The 16,717-nt window shown below is 61.7% G+C and carries 16 protein-coding genes, 1 tRNA gene and 1 pseudogene; 12 read left to right on the top strand and 6 right to left on the bottom strand.

Going from position 1 to position 16,717, the window contains the following annotated elements:
* Positions 1-31: 31 nt before the first annotated feature.
* Both B5527_RS24790 and B5527_RS24785 read right to left on the bottom strand, forming a co-directional pair.
* Positions 32-472 carry a BA14K family protein gene (locus B5527_RS24790; RefSeq protein WP_079603883.1) on the bottom strand — a complete coding sequence of 147 codons (441 nt, stop codon included), beginning with the start codon at positions 470-472 and terminating at the stop codon, positions 32-34.
* 465 nt (positions 473-937) lie between these two features.
* Positions 938-1,147: pseudogene (locus B5527_RS24785) on the bottom strand (polyhydroxyalkanoate synthesis regulator DNA-binding domain-containing protein); the annotation flags it as partial.
* 320 nt (positions 1,148-1,467) lie between these two features.
* Between B5527_RS24785 and B5527_RS24780 the strand changes: the two are divergent.
* Positions 1,468-2,424, top strand: coding sequence for an alpha/beta hydrolase (locus B5527_RS24780; RefSeq protein WP_172842647.1), 957 nt, complete (start codon positions 1,468-1,470; stop codon positions 2,422-2,424).
* 204 nt (positions 2,425-2,628) lie between these two features.
* On the opposite strand, the gene oxlT is transcribed toward B5527_RS24780, so the two are convergent.
* A complete protein-coding gene (oxlT, locus tag B5527_RS24775) occupies positions 2,629-3,888 on the bottom strand; it encodes an oxalate/formate MFS antiporter (protein WP_245332242.1) in 1,260 nt (419 codons plus the stop codon).
* Between the two features lie 414 nt (positions 3,889-4,302).
* On the opposite strand from oxlT, the gene B5527_RS24770 reads away from it, so the two are divergent.
* Positions 4,303-5,190 (top strand): 3-keto-5-aminohexanoate cleavage protein, encoded by an 888-nt coding sequence (locus tag B5527_RS24770; protein WP_079603879.1) that lies wholly within the window; start codon positions 4,303-4,305, stop codon positions 5,188-5,190.
* 3 nt (positions 5,191-5,193) lie between these two features.
* On the opposite strand, the gene B5527_RS24765 is transcribed toward B5527_RS24770, so the two are convergent.
* Positions 5,194-5,871 carry a TetR/AcrR family transcriptional regulator gene (locus B5527_RS24765; protein ID WP_079603878.1) on the bottom strand — a complete coding sequence of 226 codons (678 nt, stop codon included), beginning with the start codon at positions 5,869-5,871 and terminating at the stop codon, positions 5,194-5,196.
* 216 nt (positions 5,872-6,087) lie between these two features.
* On the opposite strand from B5527_RS24765, the gene B5527_RS24760 reads away from it, so the two are divergent.
* Positions 6,088-7,326 (top strand): acyl-CoA dehydrogenase family protein, encoded by a 1,239-nt coding sequence (locus tag B5527_RS24760; protein ID WP_079603877.1) that lies wholly within the window; start codon positions 6,088-6,090, stop codon positions 7,324-7,326.
* Between the two features lie 50 nt (positions 7,327-7,376).
* Entirely contained in the window at positions 7,377-8,435 is a 1,059-nt protein-coding gene (locus B5527_RS24755; protein WP_079603876.1) for a phosphotransferase family protein, read from the top strand.
* Positions 8,436-8,599: 164 nt separating this feature from the next.
* Here B5527_RS24755 and B5527_RS24750 read toward each other — a convergent pair whose 3' ends face one another.
* The gene (locus tag B5527_RS24750; protein ID WP_079603875.1) at positions 8,600-9,385 is read right to left on the bottom strand and encodes an SDR family NAD(P)-dependent oxidoreductase; all 786 of its coding nucleotides are present in this window, start codon (positions 9,383-9,385) and stop codon (positions 8,600-8,602) included.
* A gap of 130 nt (positions 9,386-9,515) precedes the next feature.
* Here B5527_RS24750 and B5527_RS24745 point away from each other — a divergent pair, with 130 nt between their 5' ends.
* Together B5527_RS24745 and B5527_RS24740 are read left to right on the top strand one after the other, a co-directional pair.
* Positions 9,516-10,229 carry a histidine phosphatase family protein gene (locus B5527_RS24745; RefSeq protein WP_079603874.1) on the top strand — a complete coding sequence of 238 codons (714 nt, stop codon included), beginning with the start codon at positions 9,516-9,518 and terminating at the stop codon, positions 10,227-10,229.
* A gap of 102 nt (positions 10,230-10,331) precedes the next feature.
* Positions 10,332-11,099, top strand: a complete 768-nt coding sequence (locus B5527_RS24740; protein ID WP_079603873.1) for an SDR family NAD(P)-dependent oxidoreductase — start codon at positions 10,332-10,334, stop codon at positions 11,097-11,099.
* Positions 11,100-11,354: 255 nt separating this feature from the next.
* On the opposite strand, the gene B5527_RS24735 is transcribed toward B5527_RS24740, so the two are convergent.
* Positions 11,355-12,578 (bottom strand): serine hydrolase domain-containing protein, encoded by a 1,224-nt coding sequence (locus B5527_RS24735; protein ID WP_079603872.1) that lies wholly within the window; start codon positions 12,576-12,578, stop codon positions 11,355-11,357.
* Between the two features lie 248 nt (positions 12,579-12,826).
* Between B5527_RS24735 and B5527_RS24730 the strand changes: the two genes are divergently transcribed.
* From B5527_RS24730 to B5527_RS24705, 6 genes are all read left to right on the top strand, one after another.
* Positions 12,827-12,902 (top strand) — tRNA-Trp (locus B5527_RS24730).
* A gap of 269 nt (positions 12,903-13,171) precedes the next feature.
* Complete coding sequence (gene secE / locus B5527_RS24725) at positions 13,172-13,363, top strand: preprotein translocase subunit SecE (RefSeq protein ID WP_079603871.1); 192 nt, start codon at positions 13,172-13,174, stop codon at positions 13,361-13,363.
* Positions 13,364-13,386: 23 nt separating this feature from the next.
* Positions 13,387-13,917 carry a transcription termination/antitermination protein NusG gene (nusG, locus tag B5527_RS24720; protein ID WP_079607471.1) on the top strand — a complete coding sequence of 177 codons (531 nt, stop codon included), beginning with the start codon at positions 13,387-13,389 and terminating at the stop codon, positions 13,915-13,917.
* Between the two features lie 230 nt (positions 13,918-14,147).
* A complete protein-coding gene (gene rplK / locus B5527_RS24715) occupies positions 14,148-14,576 on the top strand; it encodes a 50S ribosomal protein L11 (RefSeq protein ID WP_045008228.1) in 429 nt (142 codons plus the stop codon).
* 6 nt (positions 14,577-14,582) lie between these two features.
* Positions 14,583-15,275, top strand: a complete 693-nt coding sequence (gene rplA, locus B5527_RS24710; protein ID WP_079603870.1) for a 50S ribosomal protein L1 — start codon at positions 14,583-14,585, stop codon at positions 15,273-15,275.
* A gap of 85 nt (positions 15,276-15,360) precedes the next feature.
* Positions 15,361-16,314 carry a 2-hydroxyacid dehydrogenase gene (locus B5527_RS24705; protein WP_079603869.1) on the top strand — a complete coding sequence of 318 codons (954 nt, stop codon included), beginning with the start codon at positions 15,361-15,363 and terminating at the stop codon, positions 16,312-16,314.
* The last annotated feature ends 403 nt before the right edge of the window (positions 16,315-16,717 follow it).

The following is a 16,717-nucleotide window of genomic DNA, read 5'->3' as shown; positions in this document are numbered from 1 at the left end:
AAAGAGCGGCTTGAGCCGCTCTTTTTTGCTTTCATCGGCAAGGATGCCACTCACCATCGTCGCCCATATATTTCCCGGACGCCGGATTGTAGTACGCCCAACGCTGGCGGCAATAGGAAGCATCAGCGGCGCTCGCGCCCACGGAGCCGATACTTGATTGAGCACCGCGGAACCCGCCGTTGCCGACGTGCACCACACTGCCGCCGCGCGGATTTCCCCAAGACCGTGAATAGGTCGAATAGTCGAGGTATCCGTAGTGATATCCGTAGTTGTTATAGGTAGGATAGCCCCAGTCCGAAGGGTAGGGATTATCCCGATACGCCCGATAGCGCACGTCGGTCGTTGCAGCCGGTACCGCCGCCTTGATCGACGGGCCATTGATCGGTGCACCAGACGATTTGGCCGTGGCGGCTACTGCGAGAGGGCCAGCAATTGCGAGTGCGATCGCGAGCCTGCGGACTTGGATCTTCACGGAAACTCCTATTCGTGTTCGAGGTGGCTGTTCTCCAGATGCTGCGCGTCGGATGGCCATGCATGCTAACTCAACGCTCGACTGCGATTGTGCCGCGAATGCCGATCGCTATCTTGGATGAAACTTTCGTTGCTGGCACGGTTGTGCTTCTTTCTCCACGGTGGATCACTACGCGATTTCGACCTGGTCTGATGTCGGCTCAGGGTCGGTCACTAGCGTCGCTTCCACGGCGTCGGCCGTGAGTCCGCTCTACCCTTAAGAACCGACATCGTCAGGCGACCTAAAATCCAAGCGACTTCCCTTGGGCTTTTCCTGGCCGATGTGCTGACGAAATGTGTGGTGGCGGGTCCGTCGGCATGTCTCAAACGTGCCAGTCCCGCACATCACATACTTCGAGGCCGCCAACTGTGAGGCGACCTGATGCCCTTAACGGTGGATCAGGATCGACCGCTATGGCTATCGCCCGCCTTGGGAGTTTTCCTGGTCAAAGACGATCTGCGCCAGCACCGATTGGGTGATGTCGGCGCCGGTCTTTGAGTCGTAGACGAGAAAGTTCTTGCCCCGCTTCATCATTGCCGCGAGCTCATCGAGCGTCACAAAGGTGAAGGTGCCAGCATTATAGAGGCGCCGGTTCGCGTATTTCTCGATGATGATGGGGCGGTCGGAATTTTCCATCGGCTCACACCCGGAAACCCGTCGGCATTGCCGAGGGGCTTTGGAGCAATTTATCTCACTAAAGGTAAGCATTCAACGCGATTTCAAAGTCCCCGATTTGACCCATGTCCGTTCAGGGTCAATCTCGCCGTTCTGGGACAGGGCGCCATTCACTTCCGATCCTATCCGATTAGCGGACAGATCCCGAGCCGATCCTGTGTGCCTCAAAGGTGCTGAAAAGCGGTATCTCCCCTCGGCGCAAGCGATGCAGTAAGTAACATTGTCGCAACATTTGGGAAGGAATCAAAATGTCTCATGGAAGGCTGGTCAGCCGTCGAGCGATGCTGGCAACGACCGTTGCAATGGCTGCCGCGCCGGCTCTGGCTGAAGGCTGTCAGGTTGGTCCACCGCAGCATCACAAGGGCCCGCTCGTATACATGGATTACGATCAACTCGAACTCGATGCCTCATACGATCAGGTGTACTACGAACCGCTCATCGCGCAGGACTCTGATCGACTCGCCAGCAACAGTGAGTCCATGCGGGCCCGCATCGGCGCGCCTCAGCGTGTCGCATACGGACCAACCGAGATTGAAAAGCTCGATATTTATCGGACCAACCGCGCCAATGCGCCGATCTTCATCTTCATCCATGGCGGGAACTGGCTCGTGGGCTCCGCGAAACAGTACGGCTATCCCGCCGAGATGTTCATCAATGCCGGGGCGCATTACGTCGCGTTGGACTTCATTTCGGTGAAGGAGGCGGGCGGGGACCTCAGCGTGATGGCGGCACAAATACGCGGCGGTATCGCCTGGGTCTACAAGAACGCCGCGAGCTTCGGAGGCGATCCCGACCGAATCTACATAGGCGGTCATTCATCGGGGGGACACCTCTGCGGCGTTGCGCTCGTGACCGATTGGCAGAAAGAATTCGATCTGCCCCCGACCATCGTAAAGGGCGGGTTGTGCATGAGCGGCATGTACGAGATGGCGCCGGTGTGGCGTTCGTTTCGACGCACCTACGTGAACTTCACCGATGCGATGGCCGATGCGATGAGTTCACAGCGCCATATCGACAGGCTCAATGCGCCGATCATCGTCACCTATGGCACCTTGGAAACGCCGGACTTCCAGCGGCAGGGTCGCGACTTCGCCGGGGCGGTCAAAACCGCGGGCAAGCCGGTGCACCTCGTCGAGGCGCCGAACTACCGTCACCTTGAGATGGCTGAATCGCTCGGCAATCCATACGGCCCGAACGGCCGTGCGGCGCTCGCGTTGATGAAGCTTGCGCCGACGTAAGTGTGAAGACGACACTTGAGGGAGCGAAGGCCGCCAGAACTTCGCTGCCTTCTCGCCCTTCGGGACCGTGACGAAATCCAGGTCCTGCCGGGTTCGGTTGCAACCATCGAATTCCGCCGGGAAGATCCGGCGGTTTCGGTGTGCTTCCGCAGGGCAAAGCGGCGTCTTGCCCGGCTTGGTGGCCGTTGAACTCGAAAACCATGCCTACGGGGAATATGCCTTTCGCATTGGTTTGAGAACCGCCAACGCCAGCACGCCGGTCAGGATATCCAGCGCGATAATGATACCGAACACCGGCAGCCAGCTTCCCGTCGCGTCATGCAGCAGAGCGGCAAGCGGCCCCCCGAGCACGGAGCCGATTCCCTGCGCCATATACAAAAATCCGTAATTTGTAGTGGCGTATTGGGTGCCGAAGGTGTCGGTCAGCGTCGACGGGAAAAGCGAGAAGATCTCACCCCAACCGAAAAACACCACGGCCGACAGGCACACAAAGACGAGCGCATTGTCCCGGAACAGGATCATGATGGTGACGGCCGCCGCCTCCATCAGAAACGCGATCGCCATGGTGTTTTCGCGTCCGATCCGGTCGGATACCCAGCCGAAGAACGGTCGCGTCAGGCCGTTGGTGATGCGATCCACCGTCAGCGCCAACGGCAATGCGGCAAGCCCGAACACCATCACCGACGCCACGCCAAAATCCCGCGAGAAGGCCGCAAATTGCGAAATGATCATCAGCCCTCCGGTCGACATCATCGTCATCATGACGAACATCAGCCAGAACACCTTGCTGCGCAGCATCGCTTTTGGAGCAACGTCCCTGGTGCTGGCCATGGCCGGCGCTGGCGGAAGGGCATCTGCCGGGCCGGGCATGCGCAGGAAAAGAGCGGCTGCCGCACCGACAATGCCCAGAATGACGCCGAACACCACCAGCGTGTGCTGATAGCCTTCACTCCTGAGCATCGTATCGATGGGGAATGTGGTGGCGATGGCGCCGAAGCCGTAGCCGGCCGCCACCATGCCGGTGGCGAAGCCGCGCCGGTCGGGAAACCACCGTACCATCAGTCCGATGATGCCGATGTAGACGATACCGGTACCGACGCCGCAGAACAGTCCATAAGTGAAATACAGACCAGCCAGGTTCGTCACATACGCCGATGTCACCCAGCCGAGGCCGGACATCAGGCAACCGATTGCGATCAGCAGCCGGGGCCCGAACTTGTCGACGAGATAACCCTGCAGCGGCGACAACCAGGTCTGCAACACAATCACAATGGAAAATGTGATCTGGATCGCCGCAAGATTGGTATGCAGGTTGTCCTGAAACGACTTGGTGAATAGCGTCCAGACGTATTGCGGGCTGGAGATGGACATCATCGCGATCAAACCCAGCACAAGCTGGGTCCAGCGCGTAGACAACGTGGCCTGGGTCATTGAAGTCGAGACTGGTGTAACCGCAACCGGCATATTCCGCTCCCCTGGGTAAAAGACGGCTCAATATCCCGCGAGAACAGTGATGATAGCAATAGGCAGAACGGTTCGACGTGACCGCGCGTGCGCGCCTCGCGACGAAATGCTGCCTGAACCGAAGGCACCGAAGCCCGTTTTGGGTGCAAACTCGGCGCTGAGAGTTAGCCTTCCGGACGTCCCACTTTCACCTCAACAGCAGACATCGAGCGCGCAAATTACAAATTAGAAGCCTGTCGTTATCATTTTCTTCTTCGGCCTGCTGCATTGATGCTTGCTGTTATGCGCTATACAGGCTGGCGTTCTCTGGCGCAGGGTTGCGCGCGGGCACCTTCCAACCTTATACCGCATGTCTTGCACGACAGGCTATTGTGCGTGCTCAGTCATTCAAGTCGACGGCGGAAGGCATCTCCGATGGCACACCAACCTCCCCAGAAGGTCATCATCACCTGCGCGATCACGGGAAACCTGACCCGGCCGGAGCAGTCGCCCTATCTCCCGATTACCCCGCAACAGATCGCCGACAGCGCGCTCGAGGCGGCGGAGGCGGGCGCTGCGATCGCGCATATTCACGTGCGCGATCCCGAGACCGGCCGGCCGTCAATGTCGATCGAGCTGTATCGCGACGTGATGGACCGCATCCGCTCCCGCAATTCGAAGCTGATCATCAATCTGACGACAGGCCCGGGCGGCCGCTTTGTTCCGTCGGAAGAGGACCCCAAGGTGGCCGGTCCGGGTACGACCCTGATGGCGCCGGAGCGCCGGGTCGAGCATGTCGAAATCCTGCGGCCCGAGATCTGTACGCTCGATCTCAACACCATGAACTCAGGCGGCCAGGTCGTGATCAACACGCCCGGCAATGTCAGAAAGATGGCCGCGCTGATCAGGGCGGCCGGCGTGTTGCCGGAACTGGAATTGTTCGACTCGGGCGACTGCCACCTGGCGCGCGACCTGATCGCCGAGGGGGTGCTGCAGGGACCGCCGCTGTGCACGCTCGTGCTCGGCGTCAAATACGGTTTTGATGCCTCGCCCGAAACCATGCTCTATGCGCGCGACTTGCTGCCGCCGGGCTCGACCTGGACCGGCTTCGGCATCGGCCGCTCCGAGTTTCCGATGGTCGCGCAGGCCTGGTTACTCGGCGGCCATGTGCGGGTGGGGATGGAGGACAACCTCTATATGTCGAAAGGCGTTCTCGCCAAGACCAATGCCGAACTGGTGACGCATGCCGCCGGTATTTTGAAAAGCCTCGGTGCCGCGATTGCATCGTCGAGCGAGGCGCGGGAATTGCTCAAGCTGTCGTAGCTCTCATCGGTGCGACGGAGCGGCCCGCCGTGCTGCCTCGGGAGACCTGGCCTCCATCTCGCTCCCCGTCAGCGCCCTGACCGACACCGCGACAATGCGGTCGATGATCCCCTGGACATCGTTGAGATCGCACGATCCCTCCGATAGTTTTGTCAGCCGCTCGCTGTCGCGGATGGTCTGGTGCGCCATCGCGAGGGCGAAATGCAGGCCCCAATAGAGATCGACGTCGCTGACAGCGGGCAGCGAGCGCCGCATCGCGGCGGCGAATTTCCGCAGATGATCGATCTCGCGATTCTTGATGCGGCGGATCGGCGGCACCGATTCGATCGAGGCCCGGATCATGAAGCGTGCCGCAGTGGAGCGCTCGCGGTCGGGGCCGAGGCAGCCGCGCAAGGTCGGGCCGACCAGCGCGCGCAAAATGGAATCGATGCCGGCGCGGCCGCCGCCTTTTTCCTCCGCGAGCTTCAGCTCGTTGAGCCGCTCGCGGTTGGTGGCGAGGCTGCGGGTGACGAACAGTTCGGCGATCAATTCGTCCTTGGAGCCGAAATGATAGTTCACCGCGGCGAGGTTGACGCCGGCGGCGGCGACGATGTCGCGCAGCGTGACATCCGCAAAACCGCGATCGGCATACAGCCGCTCGGCGGCCTCGAGGATTGAACTACGGGTCTGGTCTGACGGCATGACATGGCTCGGTGCAACGGCAGAGTTGCAATTCAAACAGTTGTATGAAACTATCGTTTGAGACCGGGGAATGTCAATGCGCGTCTCGCGCGGGGCGGTACTCGGCCACGGCCATGCCGGCCATCGTCGCGAGCCGTTGATTTAGCCTTGCGGACGAGGGACGGCGGGGAGACAGTGCCGCCAACAATTTTCAAGCAGCGAATGTGAGGAACGCCCATGGATTTCAACATGTCAGACCGTCAGCGCGCATGGCTTAACCGCGTGCAGTCGTTCATGCACAAGCATGTCCGGCCCGCGGTGCCGATCTACCGGCAGCAGGACGAGGCCGGCGAGCGCTGGAAGGTGATCCCGATCGTCGAGGAATTGAAGAAGAAGGCGAAGGCCGAGGGCCTTTGGAACATGTTCATGCCGCCGTCGTCACATGAGGACGAGGAATTCCGCGGCGCGGGATTGACCAATCTGGAATATGCGCCGCTGGCCGAAGAGATGGGCCACATCGGTTGGGCATCCGAGGTGTTCAACTGTTCGGCGCCGGATACCGGCAACATGGAAGTGCTGATGCGCTATGGTTCCAAGGAGCACAAGCGGCAGTGGCTGCGACCGCTGATGAACGGCGAAATCCGCTCCGCCTTCCTGATGACCGAGCCCGCGGTGGCGTCGTCCGATGCCACCAATATCGAAACCAGCATCGTGCGCGACGGTGATCATTATGTCATCAACGGCCGCAAATGGTGGTCGTCGGGCGTCGGCGATCCCCGCTGCAAGATTGCGATCGTGATGGGCAAGACCGATCCGAAGGCGCCGCGACATCAGCAGCAGTCGCAGATCCTGGTGCCGCTCGATTCCAAGGGCATCACGGTCGAAAAACTGCTGCCCGTGTTCGGCTTCGACGACGCGCCGCACGGCCACGCCCAGGTGCTGATGGAGAACGTCCGCGTTCCCGCCAGCAATATCTTGCTGGGTGAGGGCAGGGGGTTTGAGATCGCGCAGGGGCGTCTCGGTCCCGGCCGCATCCATCACTGCATGCGCACCATCGGCAAGGCCGAGGAGGCGCTGGAGAAAATGGTGAAGCGGCTCTCGTCGCGCACCGCGTTCGGCAAGAAGATCATCGAATATTCGATCTGGGAACAGCGCATCGCCGAAGCCCGCACCGACATCGAGATGAACCGGCTGTTGTGTCTGAAGGCCGCCGACATGATGGACAAGGTCGGCAACAAGACCGCGCAGCTCGAGATCGCCATGATCAAGGTGGCGGCGCCCAACATGGCGCTGAAGATCATCGATAACGCCATCCAGGCCTACGGCGCCGCCGGCGTTTCCGACGATGCCGGTTTGGCGCGGGACTATGCCTCGATGCGTACCATGCGGCTGGCCGACGGTCCGGACGAGGTGCATAACCGCGCCATTGCCAGACTTGAACTTCGGAAGTATGCCAACGCTCCCACATCGCATTGAAGGGAACGTCCGGAACGGCGCTCCCTCAGGAAATTCGAGGGAGCGTCATCGTGGCCGAGGGCGTCAGAAAAGACGAGGAATTCTCCGGCACCAAGCCGGTCGAGGAGCGGCATCGGATCGACGAGATCCGCCTCGACGGCTGGATGCGCGACAACGTCGAGGGATATCAGGGACCGCTGACCGTCCTGCAGTTCAAGGGCGGCCAGTCCAATCCGACCTACCGGCTCGATACCCCCGGCCGTTCCTACGTGATGCGCCGCAAGCCTTTCGGGAAACTGCTGCCGTCGGCGCACGCGGTCGACCGTGAGTTCAAGGTCATTGCCGCGCTGAGCAGGCAGGGTTTTCCGGTCGCGAAGGCCTATGCGCTGTGCACCGACGACGCGGTGATCGGGGCTGCGTTCTACATCATGTCGATGGAAGAGGGTCGGGTATTCTGGGATCCGACGCTTCCGAGCCAGACGCGAGAGGCGCGGCACGCGATTTTCACCAGCAAGATCGAGACGCTTGCGAAACTGCATACCTACGATCCGCAGGCGATCGGACTCGGCGACTTCGGCAAGCCCGGCAACTATTTCGCGCGCCAGGTCGATCGCTGGACCAAGCAGTATCGCGCCTCCGAGACCGAGCATATTCCCGAAGTCGAAAAGCTGATCGAGTGGCTGCCGCGCACCGTGCCGCAACAGGAGCGGGTCTCGATCGTGCACGGCGACTATCGGCTCGACAACATGATCTTTCACCCCACTGAGCCGCGGGTGCAGGCGGTGCTGGACTGGGAGCTGTCGACGCTGGGCGACCCGATGGCGGACTTCACCTATCTCTTGATGCAGTGGACCATGCCCGGCCTCGCCAATGCCGATCTGAAAGCCTTGAACATTCCGAGCATGGAACAGGCCGCGCAAATCTATTGCGCCGTCACCGGCAGCGCGGTGCCCGACCTGAACTGGTATTTCTCCTACAATTTGTTCCGGCTCGCCGGCATCACGCAAGGAATCGCCGGCCGCATCCGCGACGGCACCGCGGCGAGCGCGAAAGCCATGGAGTCCGCCAAGCGCACGGTGCCGCTGGCGAAGGCGTCTTGGGAATACGCGCAGAAGGCAGGGGCGAAGTGACACGTGCTGTCATCGCCCGGCTTGACCGGGCGACCCAGTATTCCAGAGGCGCCTGTAGTTTAACCGAGAAGCCGCGGCGTACTGGATGCCCCGCCTCCGCGGGGCATGACGACTTTTGTGAAGTGCGGCGCGCTGCGCAGCATCCGGGGCACGAGACCTCTCTGTTAAATCGGCTTCCCCGCATACGGCATTGACGCGGTGAGGCCGCCATCCACCGGGATCGCCTGGCCGTTGACATAGGACGCTTCATCGCTGGCGAGAAACAACCCCATCGCCGCCAGCTCATGCGGCTGGCCGGCGCGCTTGAGCGGATTGAGCTGGCCGATCTTGCCGTCGGTGCCGCGTTCCCTGGCATTGTCGAAGATCGGTTTGGTCATCCCGGTTTCGATCAGGCCGGGGCAGACCGCATTGATGCGTACGCCGGTGCCGGACAGCGAATAGGCCGTGGTCTGCACCAGGCTGATGACGCCGGCCTTGCTCGCCGCGTAGGGATGACCGCTGGCGCCGGATTTCAGACCCGCGACCGAGGCAGTGCAGACGATCGCACCGGATTTCTGTTTGATCATGTGCGGCATCGCATATTTGATCGCCAAAAACGGACCGATCAGATTGATGCGCAGGATCTCCTGCCAGTGTTCCACGGTCTGCTCGGCGAGCGGCACCAGCCCGCCGCTGATACCGGCATTGGCCCAGATCGCGTCGAGCTTTCCGTAGGCCGAGATCGCCTTGTCGATGAAGGCGATGACGTCCTTTTCCGAACCCGCGTCCGCCATCACGGCCTCGGCCGTGCCGCCGGCCTTGCGCACCTGCTCGACGGTTTCCTTGACGCCCTCGGTGCGGTCGACCGCGATCAGTCTGGCGCCTTCCTTGGTGAACAACAAGGACGCGGCGCGGCCGATGCCGCTGCCGGCGCCGGTGATGATGACGGATTTGCCTTCGAGGCGGCCCATGAGTTTCTCCCTGACTAATTTTGACACTTGCCGCCTTACGGAATTCAAACAGGATTTCAAACGCCGAAGTCACTTGAGGCGGTGTGCGCTCTGACGTAGGACAACAGAACAGTATTGAAGGGGCCCCGTGATGTCCAATGCAGACAAGCCATCCCGCGCTATTGCAACGACGCGATGGTGGTGGGTGCGGCATGCGCCGGTTCGCGAGGACAATGGCTGCATCTACGGGCAAAAGGACTTGGGCTGCGACACCAGCGATCGCGTGGTCTTCGAGGCGGTGGGCAAAATTCTGCCGCGCGGCGCGGTCTGGTATGCGAGCAATCTGAAGCGGACCCATCAGACCGCGGATGCGATCTGGTCCGCTGGATTTCCCAAACCCGCAACGATGCAGCACGAGGCCGCCCTGGCCGAGCAGCATCTCGGCCAATGGCAGGGGATGAACCGCGCGGCATTTCACGCCAGCCGGCCGGTCGGCAGCCACTGGTTCGCCGTTATCGACGAGCCAGCGCCTGGCGGCGAAAGTTTCATGGATCTCTACACCCGGGTGCGCGGTGTGATCGAGCGGATCAACGCCGAACATGCCGGCAGGGACGTGATCGCGGTGGCGCATGGCGGCACGATCAAGGCGGCGATCGGGCTCGCGCTCGGCGAGCAGCCGGAAAAAGGCCTCGCCTTCGACATCGACAATTGTTCGGTGACGCGGCTCGATTATCTCGCCTTCGCCGGACGTGGCAGCTGGCGGCTGCCGATGGTCAACCAGCAGCCGTGGATCGCGGACGCCTCGCACAACGCCATGCATCAGCCGGCGGGACCGGAAATCGCGACGGCGACGAAGCTGGCGTAAACCTGCCGTTCCGGTTGTCCGACAGCTCGAACGCTGCTTAGCTTGCCAAAGCAATGAAAACCGGTGCATCCGCCGCCGGGACAATATCGGGGAGAGTGAGATATGAACTTGTTCGATATGTCGGGAAAAGTCGCCGTCATCACCGGCTCTTCGCGCGGCATCGGCCGCGCCATTGCCGAGCGGATGGCCGAGCATGGCGCCAGGGTGGTGATCTCGTCGCGCAAGCAGCAGGTTTGCGACGAGGTGGCCAAGGCGATCAACGACAAGGCCGGCAAGCAGGTCGCGCTGGCGGTGGCCGCCAACATCTCGACCAAGGACGATCTGAAACATCTGGTCGAGGAGACCAACCGCGTGTTCGGCACCATCGATACGCTGGTCTGCAACGCCGCGTCCAATCCCTATTACGGTCCGCAGGCCGGAATTTCCGATGACCAGTTTCGCAAGATCCTGGACAACAACATCGTCGCCAATCACTGGCTGATCGCGCTGGTGGTGCCGCAGATGATCGCGCGCAAGGACGGCTCGATCACCATCATCTCGTCGATCGGCGGCCTGAAGGGCTCGACGGTGCTCGGCGCCTACGCGATTTCGAAAGCCGCCGACATGCAGCTCGCCCGCAACCTCGCCTGCGAATACGGCAAGCACAACATCCGCGTGAACTGCATCGCGCCGGGCCTGATCAAGACCGATTTTGCGAAAGCGCTGTGGGACAATCCGGACACGCTGAAGGCCTCCACCGCGCGCTCGCCGCTGCTGCGGATCGGCGAGCCCGATGAAATCGCCGGCGCCGCGGTGTTCCTCGGCTCCCCCGCCGGCACCTTCATGACCGGGCAGACCATCGTGATCGACGGCGGCGCGACGATCAGCTGAGGCGAGTGGCTGACAGGATCAGCGTCATCGTCCGCGAAGGCGGACGATCCAGTAATCGCAGCCATCCCGATTCTCACTGATGTTACGGCGTACTGGATGCCCCGCTTTCGCGGAGCATGACGGCAGAGGGCGTCGCGCGACGCTTATTGAAACGCCCTCTCGTCATTCCGGGGCAGCCCGCAGGGCTGAACCCGGAATCTAGGGTGATCAGCGCGAGATTCCGGGTTCGCGCTTGCGCGCGCCCCGGAACGACATTTACTCCACCGCCGCGTAAACCAGACTCCGCAGCAGCGTGCGGAAATATTCGCGCTGGCCGGGGCCCTGCGACATGAACACCGCGAACAAATCCTCCTTCGGGTCGATCCAGAAGAACGTTCCGGCCATCCCGCTCCAGAAGAACTGGCCGAGCGAGCCCGCGAACGGCGCCATGCCCTCTTGGGTCCGCACCGCGAAGCCGAGTCCAAAACTGTGGCCCGGCGGCACCAGCGTGCCCTGAACCCTGACGTTCGGGCCGAGATGGTCCGACGCCATCAGTTGCAGCGTCTTGCGGCCGATAATCCTGACGCCGTCGAGCACGCCGCCGTTGAGCAGCATCTGGCAGAACCGCGCATAATCCATCGTGGTCGAGACCAGCCCGCCGCCGCCGGATTCCATGACGGGCTTTTCCAGCATGTTGAACAACTGCACCTTGTCGCCGCTCCAGGGATCGGCCGCAAACGGCTCGGCGAGACGGTCGGCGTTTTCGGCGCCGGTGTGAAACGCGGTTTCGGCCATCTGCAGCGGCGCCAGAATGCGCTCGGTCAAGAACGCGCTCAGGCTCTTGCCGGAGACGACCTCGATGATGCGGCCGAGAATGTCGGTGGAGCGGCTGTAATTCCACTCGGCTCCGGGCTGGCACAACAGCGGCAGGCCTGCGACGAGAGTGGCATGCTCGGCGTTGCTGATCTTGCGGCTGCGCAGCCGCGACTGCTGATAGAGCTGCTGCACCAGACTATTGCCGGTATGATCGTAAGTGATGCCCGAAGTGTGCCGCAGCAGATCCTGGATCGTGATCGGCCGCGCCAGCGGCACCAGATCGAGCTTGCCGTTGTTCTCGACGCCGACCTTCTGGTCGGCAAATTCCGGAATGAATTTCGAGATCGCGTCGTTGAGCAGGAAATGACCTTCCTCCAGCAGCATCATGATGCCGATCGAGACGATCGGTTTGGTCATGGAGAAGATACGGAAGATCGAATTTTGGGCCATCGGCGCGGAAGCCGCGGGGCTCTGCTTGCCCAGCGCGTCGAACCAACCGATCTGGCCGCGCCGCGCCACCATTACGGTCACCCCGGGGATGGTCCCCTTGTCGATGTCGCGCTTGAATGCATCCGACATCCGCTGCAACCGGACCGACGAGAGGCCGAGCGATTCAGGTTTGGCCTGAGGGAGTGGCGGGGTCTGAGGGACGGGCGCGTGCTTGGCGGCGGTTTGCAGGGTCATGGTCTCTCCCGTTTGCTCTTGTTGCTTTGCCGGATGGGATCGTTGGCCGAGTCTGGCGCAGAACCGCCGGGTTGAACAGGGCGTTTGCCGCAGGGCATCGGGCGGTTGCCGCAGAGGTGAGAACTACCGCGACTGGCTGTTACGCCAAACATAGTTACATGGTGCCCCGGTTAACCGCTTCGCCCTTGCAATCCAGGCGCTCCCTATGCTTGAAACGGCACGGATCGGCGGCGACGCAGGTTCCCTGTAGGGGTGTAGCTCAGTTGGTAGAGTACCGGTCTCCAAAACCGGTTGTCGCAGGTTCGAGCCCTGCCGCCCCTGCCAGCTAAGTCCCGATTTTGACCGATCAGGTCCGGGCGTGTTCGAGTACTTTCTCAACCGCGGTTCCCGCTTGCCTTGACCTTTGTCCGCGTCCGCAGTACATACCCGCCACCTGCTGCCGGCCCGCTTAGACGGATATCCGGCGCGGCTTTGAAATCCCCCGAACAATCGAGCCCGCTTGCCGGCTCATCCTTCAGAAGAGGGCTGGGCGCTAGAGGGCTGTTCGGATTCCTTAAAACTGTAAATCGTCTTACACGCGGATCACCCCAACGATGGCTTTCAGCCCGTTCAAATTCCTGCAGGAAGTGCGCTCGGAGACCAACAAGGTCACCTGGCCGACCCGCCGCGAGACGACCATCACCACCATCATGGTGTTCGTGATGGTGGCGCTGGCTTCGATCTTCTTTTTCGCCGCGGATCAGATCATCCGCTATCTCGTCACCTTTTTGCTCGGGATACATTGATGGCAAGCGCCGGAACTCAAATGATGGACAAGCGCTGGTATATCGTCCACGCCTATTCGAACTTCGAAAAGAAGGTCGCCGAATCGATCCGCGAACAATCCAAGCAGCGCGGGCTTGAAGAGTTGTTCGAGCAGGTGCTGGTGCCGACCGAAAAGGTCACCGAGGTGCGCCGCGGCCGCAAGGTCGACGCCGAGCGCAAGTTTTTCCCGGGCTATGTCCTGGTCAAGATGAAGCTGACCGACGAAGCCTTTCATCTGATCAAGAACACCCCGAAGGTGACGGGCTTTCTCGGCGCGGAAAACAAGCCGATGCCGATTTCGGAGGCCGAGGCCATGCGGATCCTGCACCAGGTGCAGGAAGGCGTCGAACGGCCGAAGGCGTCGGTGTCGTTCGAGATCGGCGAGAATGTGCGCGTGGCCGATGGGCCGTTCGCCTCGTTCTCCGGCGTGGTCGAGGAAATCGACGAGGCGCGCTCGCGCGTGAAGGTCGCGGTGTCGATCTTCGGCCGTGCCACGCCAGTTGAACTGGAATTCGGTCAGGTCGAGAAGGTCTGATCGTTATCGTCATTGCCGGGCTTGACCCGGCAATCCATCTGCCTCGTAACAATGTATTTTTTACGAAGACGGATGGATGCCCGGATCAAGTCCGGGCATGACGAAAATGGAAGCGGCGACGTTTCCGAAGAACCGTGGAAGGGGACTGACGGTCGCCAGCCGTCATGCGAACCGCACCACGGTCCTGTGAAGTTTCCGGAATGGTCCGGAAACAGCATGAGGAGTGACAAATGGCAAAGAAAGTGACCGGATACCTGAAATTGCAGGTGCCGGCCGGTGCGGCGAACCCTTCGCCCCCGATCGGACCCGCGCTTGGTCAGCGCGGCCTCAACATCATGGAATTCTGCAAGGCGTTCAACGCGCAGACCCAGAAGGAAGAGAAGAATACCCCTATCCCGGTGGTGATCACGATCTACGCCGATCGTTCCTTCACCTTCGAGATGAAGACCCCCCCGATGTCCTTCTTTCTCAAGCAGGCCGCCAAAATCCAGTCCGGGTCGAAAGCTCCGGGCCGCGACAAGGCCGGCGCGGTGACCAAAGCGCAGGTGCGCGAGATCGCCGAGAAGAAGATGAAGGATCTCAATTGCGATACCATCGAGTCGGCCATGAAGATGGTCGAGGGCTCCGCCCGTTCGATGGGTCTTGAAGTTGCGGGGTAACGGATCATGGCAATCGGAAAACGTTTGAAGAAGGCCCGCGAGGGTGTTGATCGCGAAAAGCTTTATCCGCTCGCGGATGCCATCAAGATGGTCAAGGAGCGCGCCAAGTCGAAGTTCGACGAGACGGTCGAGATCGCGATCAATCTCGGGGTCGATCCGCGCCACGCCGATCAGATGGTGCGCGGCGTGGTGACCCTGCCGAACGGCACCGGCCGCACCTTGCGGGTCGGCGTGTTCGCGCGCGGCGCCAAGGCCGAAGAGGCCAAGGCGGCGGGTGCCGACGTGGTCGGCGCCGAGGACCTCGTGGAAAAAGTGCAGGGCGGCCAGATCGATTTCGACCGCTGTATCGCGACCCCCGACATGATGCCGCTGGTCGGTCGGCTCGGTAAGGTGCTCGGCCCGCGCGGCATGATGCCGAACCCGAAGATCGGTACCGTCACCATGGACGTCGCCACTGCAGTCAAGGGCGCCAAGGGCGGTTCGGTCGAGTTCCGCGTCGAGAAGGCGGGAATCGTGCAGGCCGGCATCGGGAAGGCGTCGTTCTCGGAAGAGAAGCTGGTGCAGAACGTCAAGGCGCTCGCGGATGCGGTCGCCAAGGCCAAGCCCGCCGGCGCCAAGGGCACCTACATCCAGCGCGTCGCGGTTTCCTCAACCATGGGACCGGGCGTCAAGGTTGAGCCGGGCACGGTGCTCGGCTAGACTGCCGGGAGCAGCTTGAGACAATAGAGGGCGGAATTGGGCAACCGATTCCGCCCCTTCGTTTTTGACACCAGGAATTCAGCCCATGCCGTTCAAAGTTCTGGTCTATTCACGCTTTCCCAAGGCCATGACGGTGCGCATCGGTGAGCGCTTTGAACTGATGGACGCGGCGGGCCGGCCGCCGGGCGAAGTATTTACGGCGGAACAGCTCTCCGGCATCCGGGCGATGATCACGGCTGGCGGCACGCCGCTGGGCGCTGCCATGATGGATATGATGCCGAAACTCGGCGCGATCGTCTGCTACGGCACCGGTTATGACGGCGTCGATCTTGCCGCGGCCGCGCAGCGCAAAATCGCGGTCGGCCACAGCCCGGCGGCGAATGCGTCCGCAGTGGCCGATCTGGCGGTCACGCTGATGCTGGCGGTGACCCGGCGGTTGCTGCCGGCGGACAATTATGTGCGAAGCGGCAACTGGTCGGCGGCAAAACCGTCGCCGCTGATGCGTCCGCAGCCCGGTAACCCCGGCCGCCGGGTCGGCGTCTACGGCATGGGCGAGATCGGCCGCAAGATCGCTTCGCGCCTGGCGGCCTTCGAGACCGAAGTGGCCTATTTCAGCCGCAGCAAACATGACCTGCCCTATCAATATCTGCCGAGCCTCGAGGCGCTGGCGGAATGGTGCAATGTCCTCATGATCGCGGTGCGCGCCGGCGTGGATACCCATCACGCCGTGGATGCCGGCATCCTGCAAAAACTCGGCAAGGACGGCTATATCGTCAACATTTCGCGCGGTTCGGTGATCGACCAGGCGGCGCTGGTAGTCGCGCTCGCAGGCGAACAGATCGCCGGGGCCGGCCTCGACGTCTACGAGAAAGAGCCGCACGCGCCGGACGCGCTGACCGCGTTTCCGAACGTCGTGCTGACCCCGCATGTCGGCGGCCATACCATCGAATCGCATACGGGGATGCAGAGCTGCGTGATTGCCAATCTGGAGGCGTTTTTCGCGGGCCAGCCGCTGCCTCACGCGGTTCGGGGCGCCTGAACCCCTCATTTTGGGTCCGGATCGGGCAGAACCGGGCAGAAAAGCGGCCGACGAATTGCCGTGAATTAGCACTTGGCAAGCCGGAAAAGACTCGTTAGACAATCCCTTCCGGGTGTGCTGGCCGTTGCTGGCACGTCCGTGCTCGCATTCCGAAAACCCGGTACGATAGGAGATCATTCCTTTCAGGACATCCGTATGGATTGCTCGAAAGGAAGGGAACCCGTCGCTTTGGGGAACGGAGTAGAGCAGGGGTCTTTCGGCTTGCCGGATGGCCTCGATCCTGTCCAAGACTGCAGGCGCCCGCGGGGAAACCTCAGGTTTCTTCAACGGCTTAATCGCATGGCCTGCATAGACGGGTGAAAACCGGATTTCGCTTTACGTCGCTGCAGAGCGACGGGCAGCG

The sequence above is a fragment of the Bradyrhizobium erythrophlei genome (assembly GCF_900129425.1).
Lineage (GTDB): Bacteria > Pseudomonadota > Alphaproteobacteria > Rhizobiales > Xanthobacteraceae > Bradyrhizobium > Bradyrhizobium erythrophlei_C.
The sequence above is the reverse complement of the archived record's forward strand: the minus strand, read 5'-3'. Positions and strand labels throughout refer to the sequence as shown.

Excerpts from the sequence above, each read along its gene's own strand:
- B5527_RS24780 (WP_172842647.1), top strand. The coding sequence starts at position 1,468 with ATGCTGGCAACGACCGTTGCAATGGCTGCCGCGCCGGCTCTGGCTGAA.
- oxlT (WP_245332242.1), bottom strand. The coding sequence starts at position 3,888 with ATGCCGGTTGCGGTTACACCAGTCTCGACTTCAATGACCCAGGCCACG.
- B5527_RS24770 (WP_079603879.1), top strand. The coding sequence starts at position 4,303 with ATGGCACACCAACCTCCCCAGAAGGTCATCATCACCTGCGCGATCACG.
- B5527_RS24765 (WP_079603878.1), bottom strand. The coding sequence starts at position 5,871 with ATGCCGTCAGACCAGACCCGTAGTTCAATCCTCGAGGCCGCCGAGCGG.
- B5527_RS24760 (WP_079603877.1), top strand. The coding sequence starts at position 6,088 with ATGGATTTCAACATGTCAGACCGTCAGCGCGCATGGCTTAACCGCGTG.
- B5527_RS24750 (WP_079603875.1), bottom strand. The coding sequence starts at position 9,385 with ATGGGCCGCCTCGAAGGCAAATCCGTCATCATCACCGGCGCCGGCAGC.
- B5527_RS24745 (WP_079603874.1), top strand. The coding sequence starts at position 9,516 with ATGTCCAATGCAGACAAGCCATCCCGCGCTATTGCAACGACGCGATGG.
- B5527_RS24740 (WP_079603873.1), top strand. The coding sequence starts at position 10,332 with ATGAACTTGTTCGATATGTCGGGAAAAGTCGCCGTCATCACCGGCTCT.
- B5527_RS24735 (WP_079603872.1), bottom strand. The coding sequence starts at position 12,578 with ATGACCCTGCAAACCGCCGCCAAGCACGCGCCCGTCCCTCAGACCCCG.
- secE (WP_079603871.1), top strand. The coding sequence starts at position 13,172 with ATGGCTTTCAGCCCGTTCAAATTCCTGCAGGAAGTGCGCTCGGAGACC.
- nusG (WP_079607471.1), top strand. The coding sequence starts at position 13,387 with ATGGACAAGCGCTGGTATATCGTCCACGCCTATTCGAACTTCGAAAAG.
- rplK (WP_045008228.1), top strand. The coding sequence starts at position 14,148 with ATGGCAAAGAAAGTGACCGGATACCTGAAATTGCAGGTGCCGGCCGGT.
- rplA (WP_079603870.1), top strand. The coding sequence starts at position 14,583 with ATGGCAATCGGAAAACGTTTGAAGAAGGCCCGCGAGGGTGTTGATCGC.
- B5527_RS24705 (WP_079603869.1), top strand. The coding sequence starts at position 15,361 with ATGCCGTTCAAAGTTCTGGTCTATTCACGCTTTCCCAAGGCCATGACG.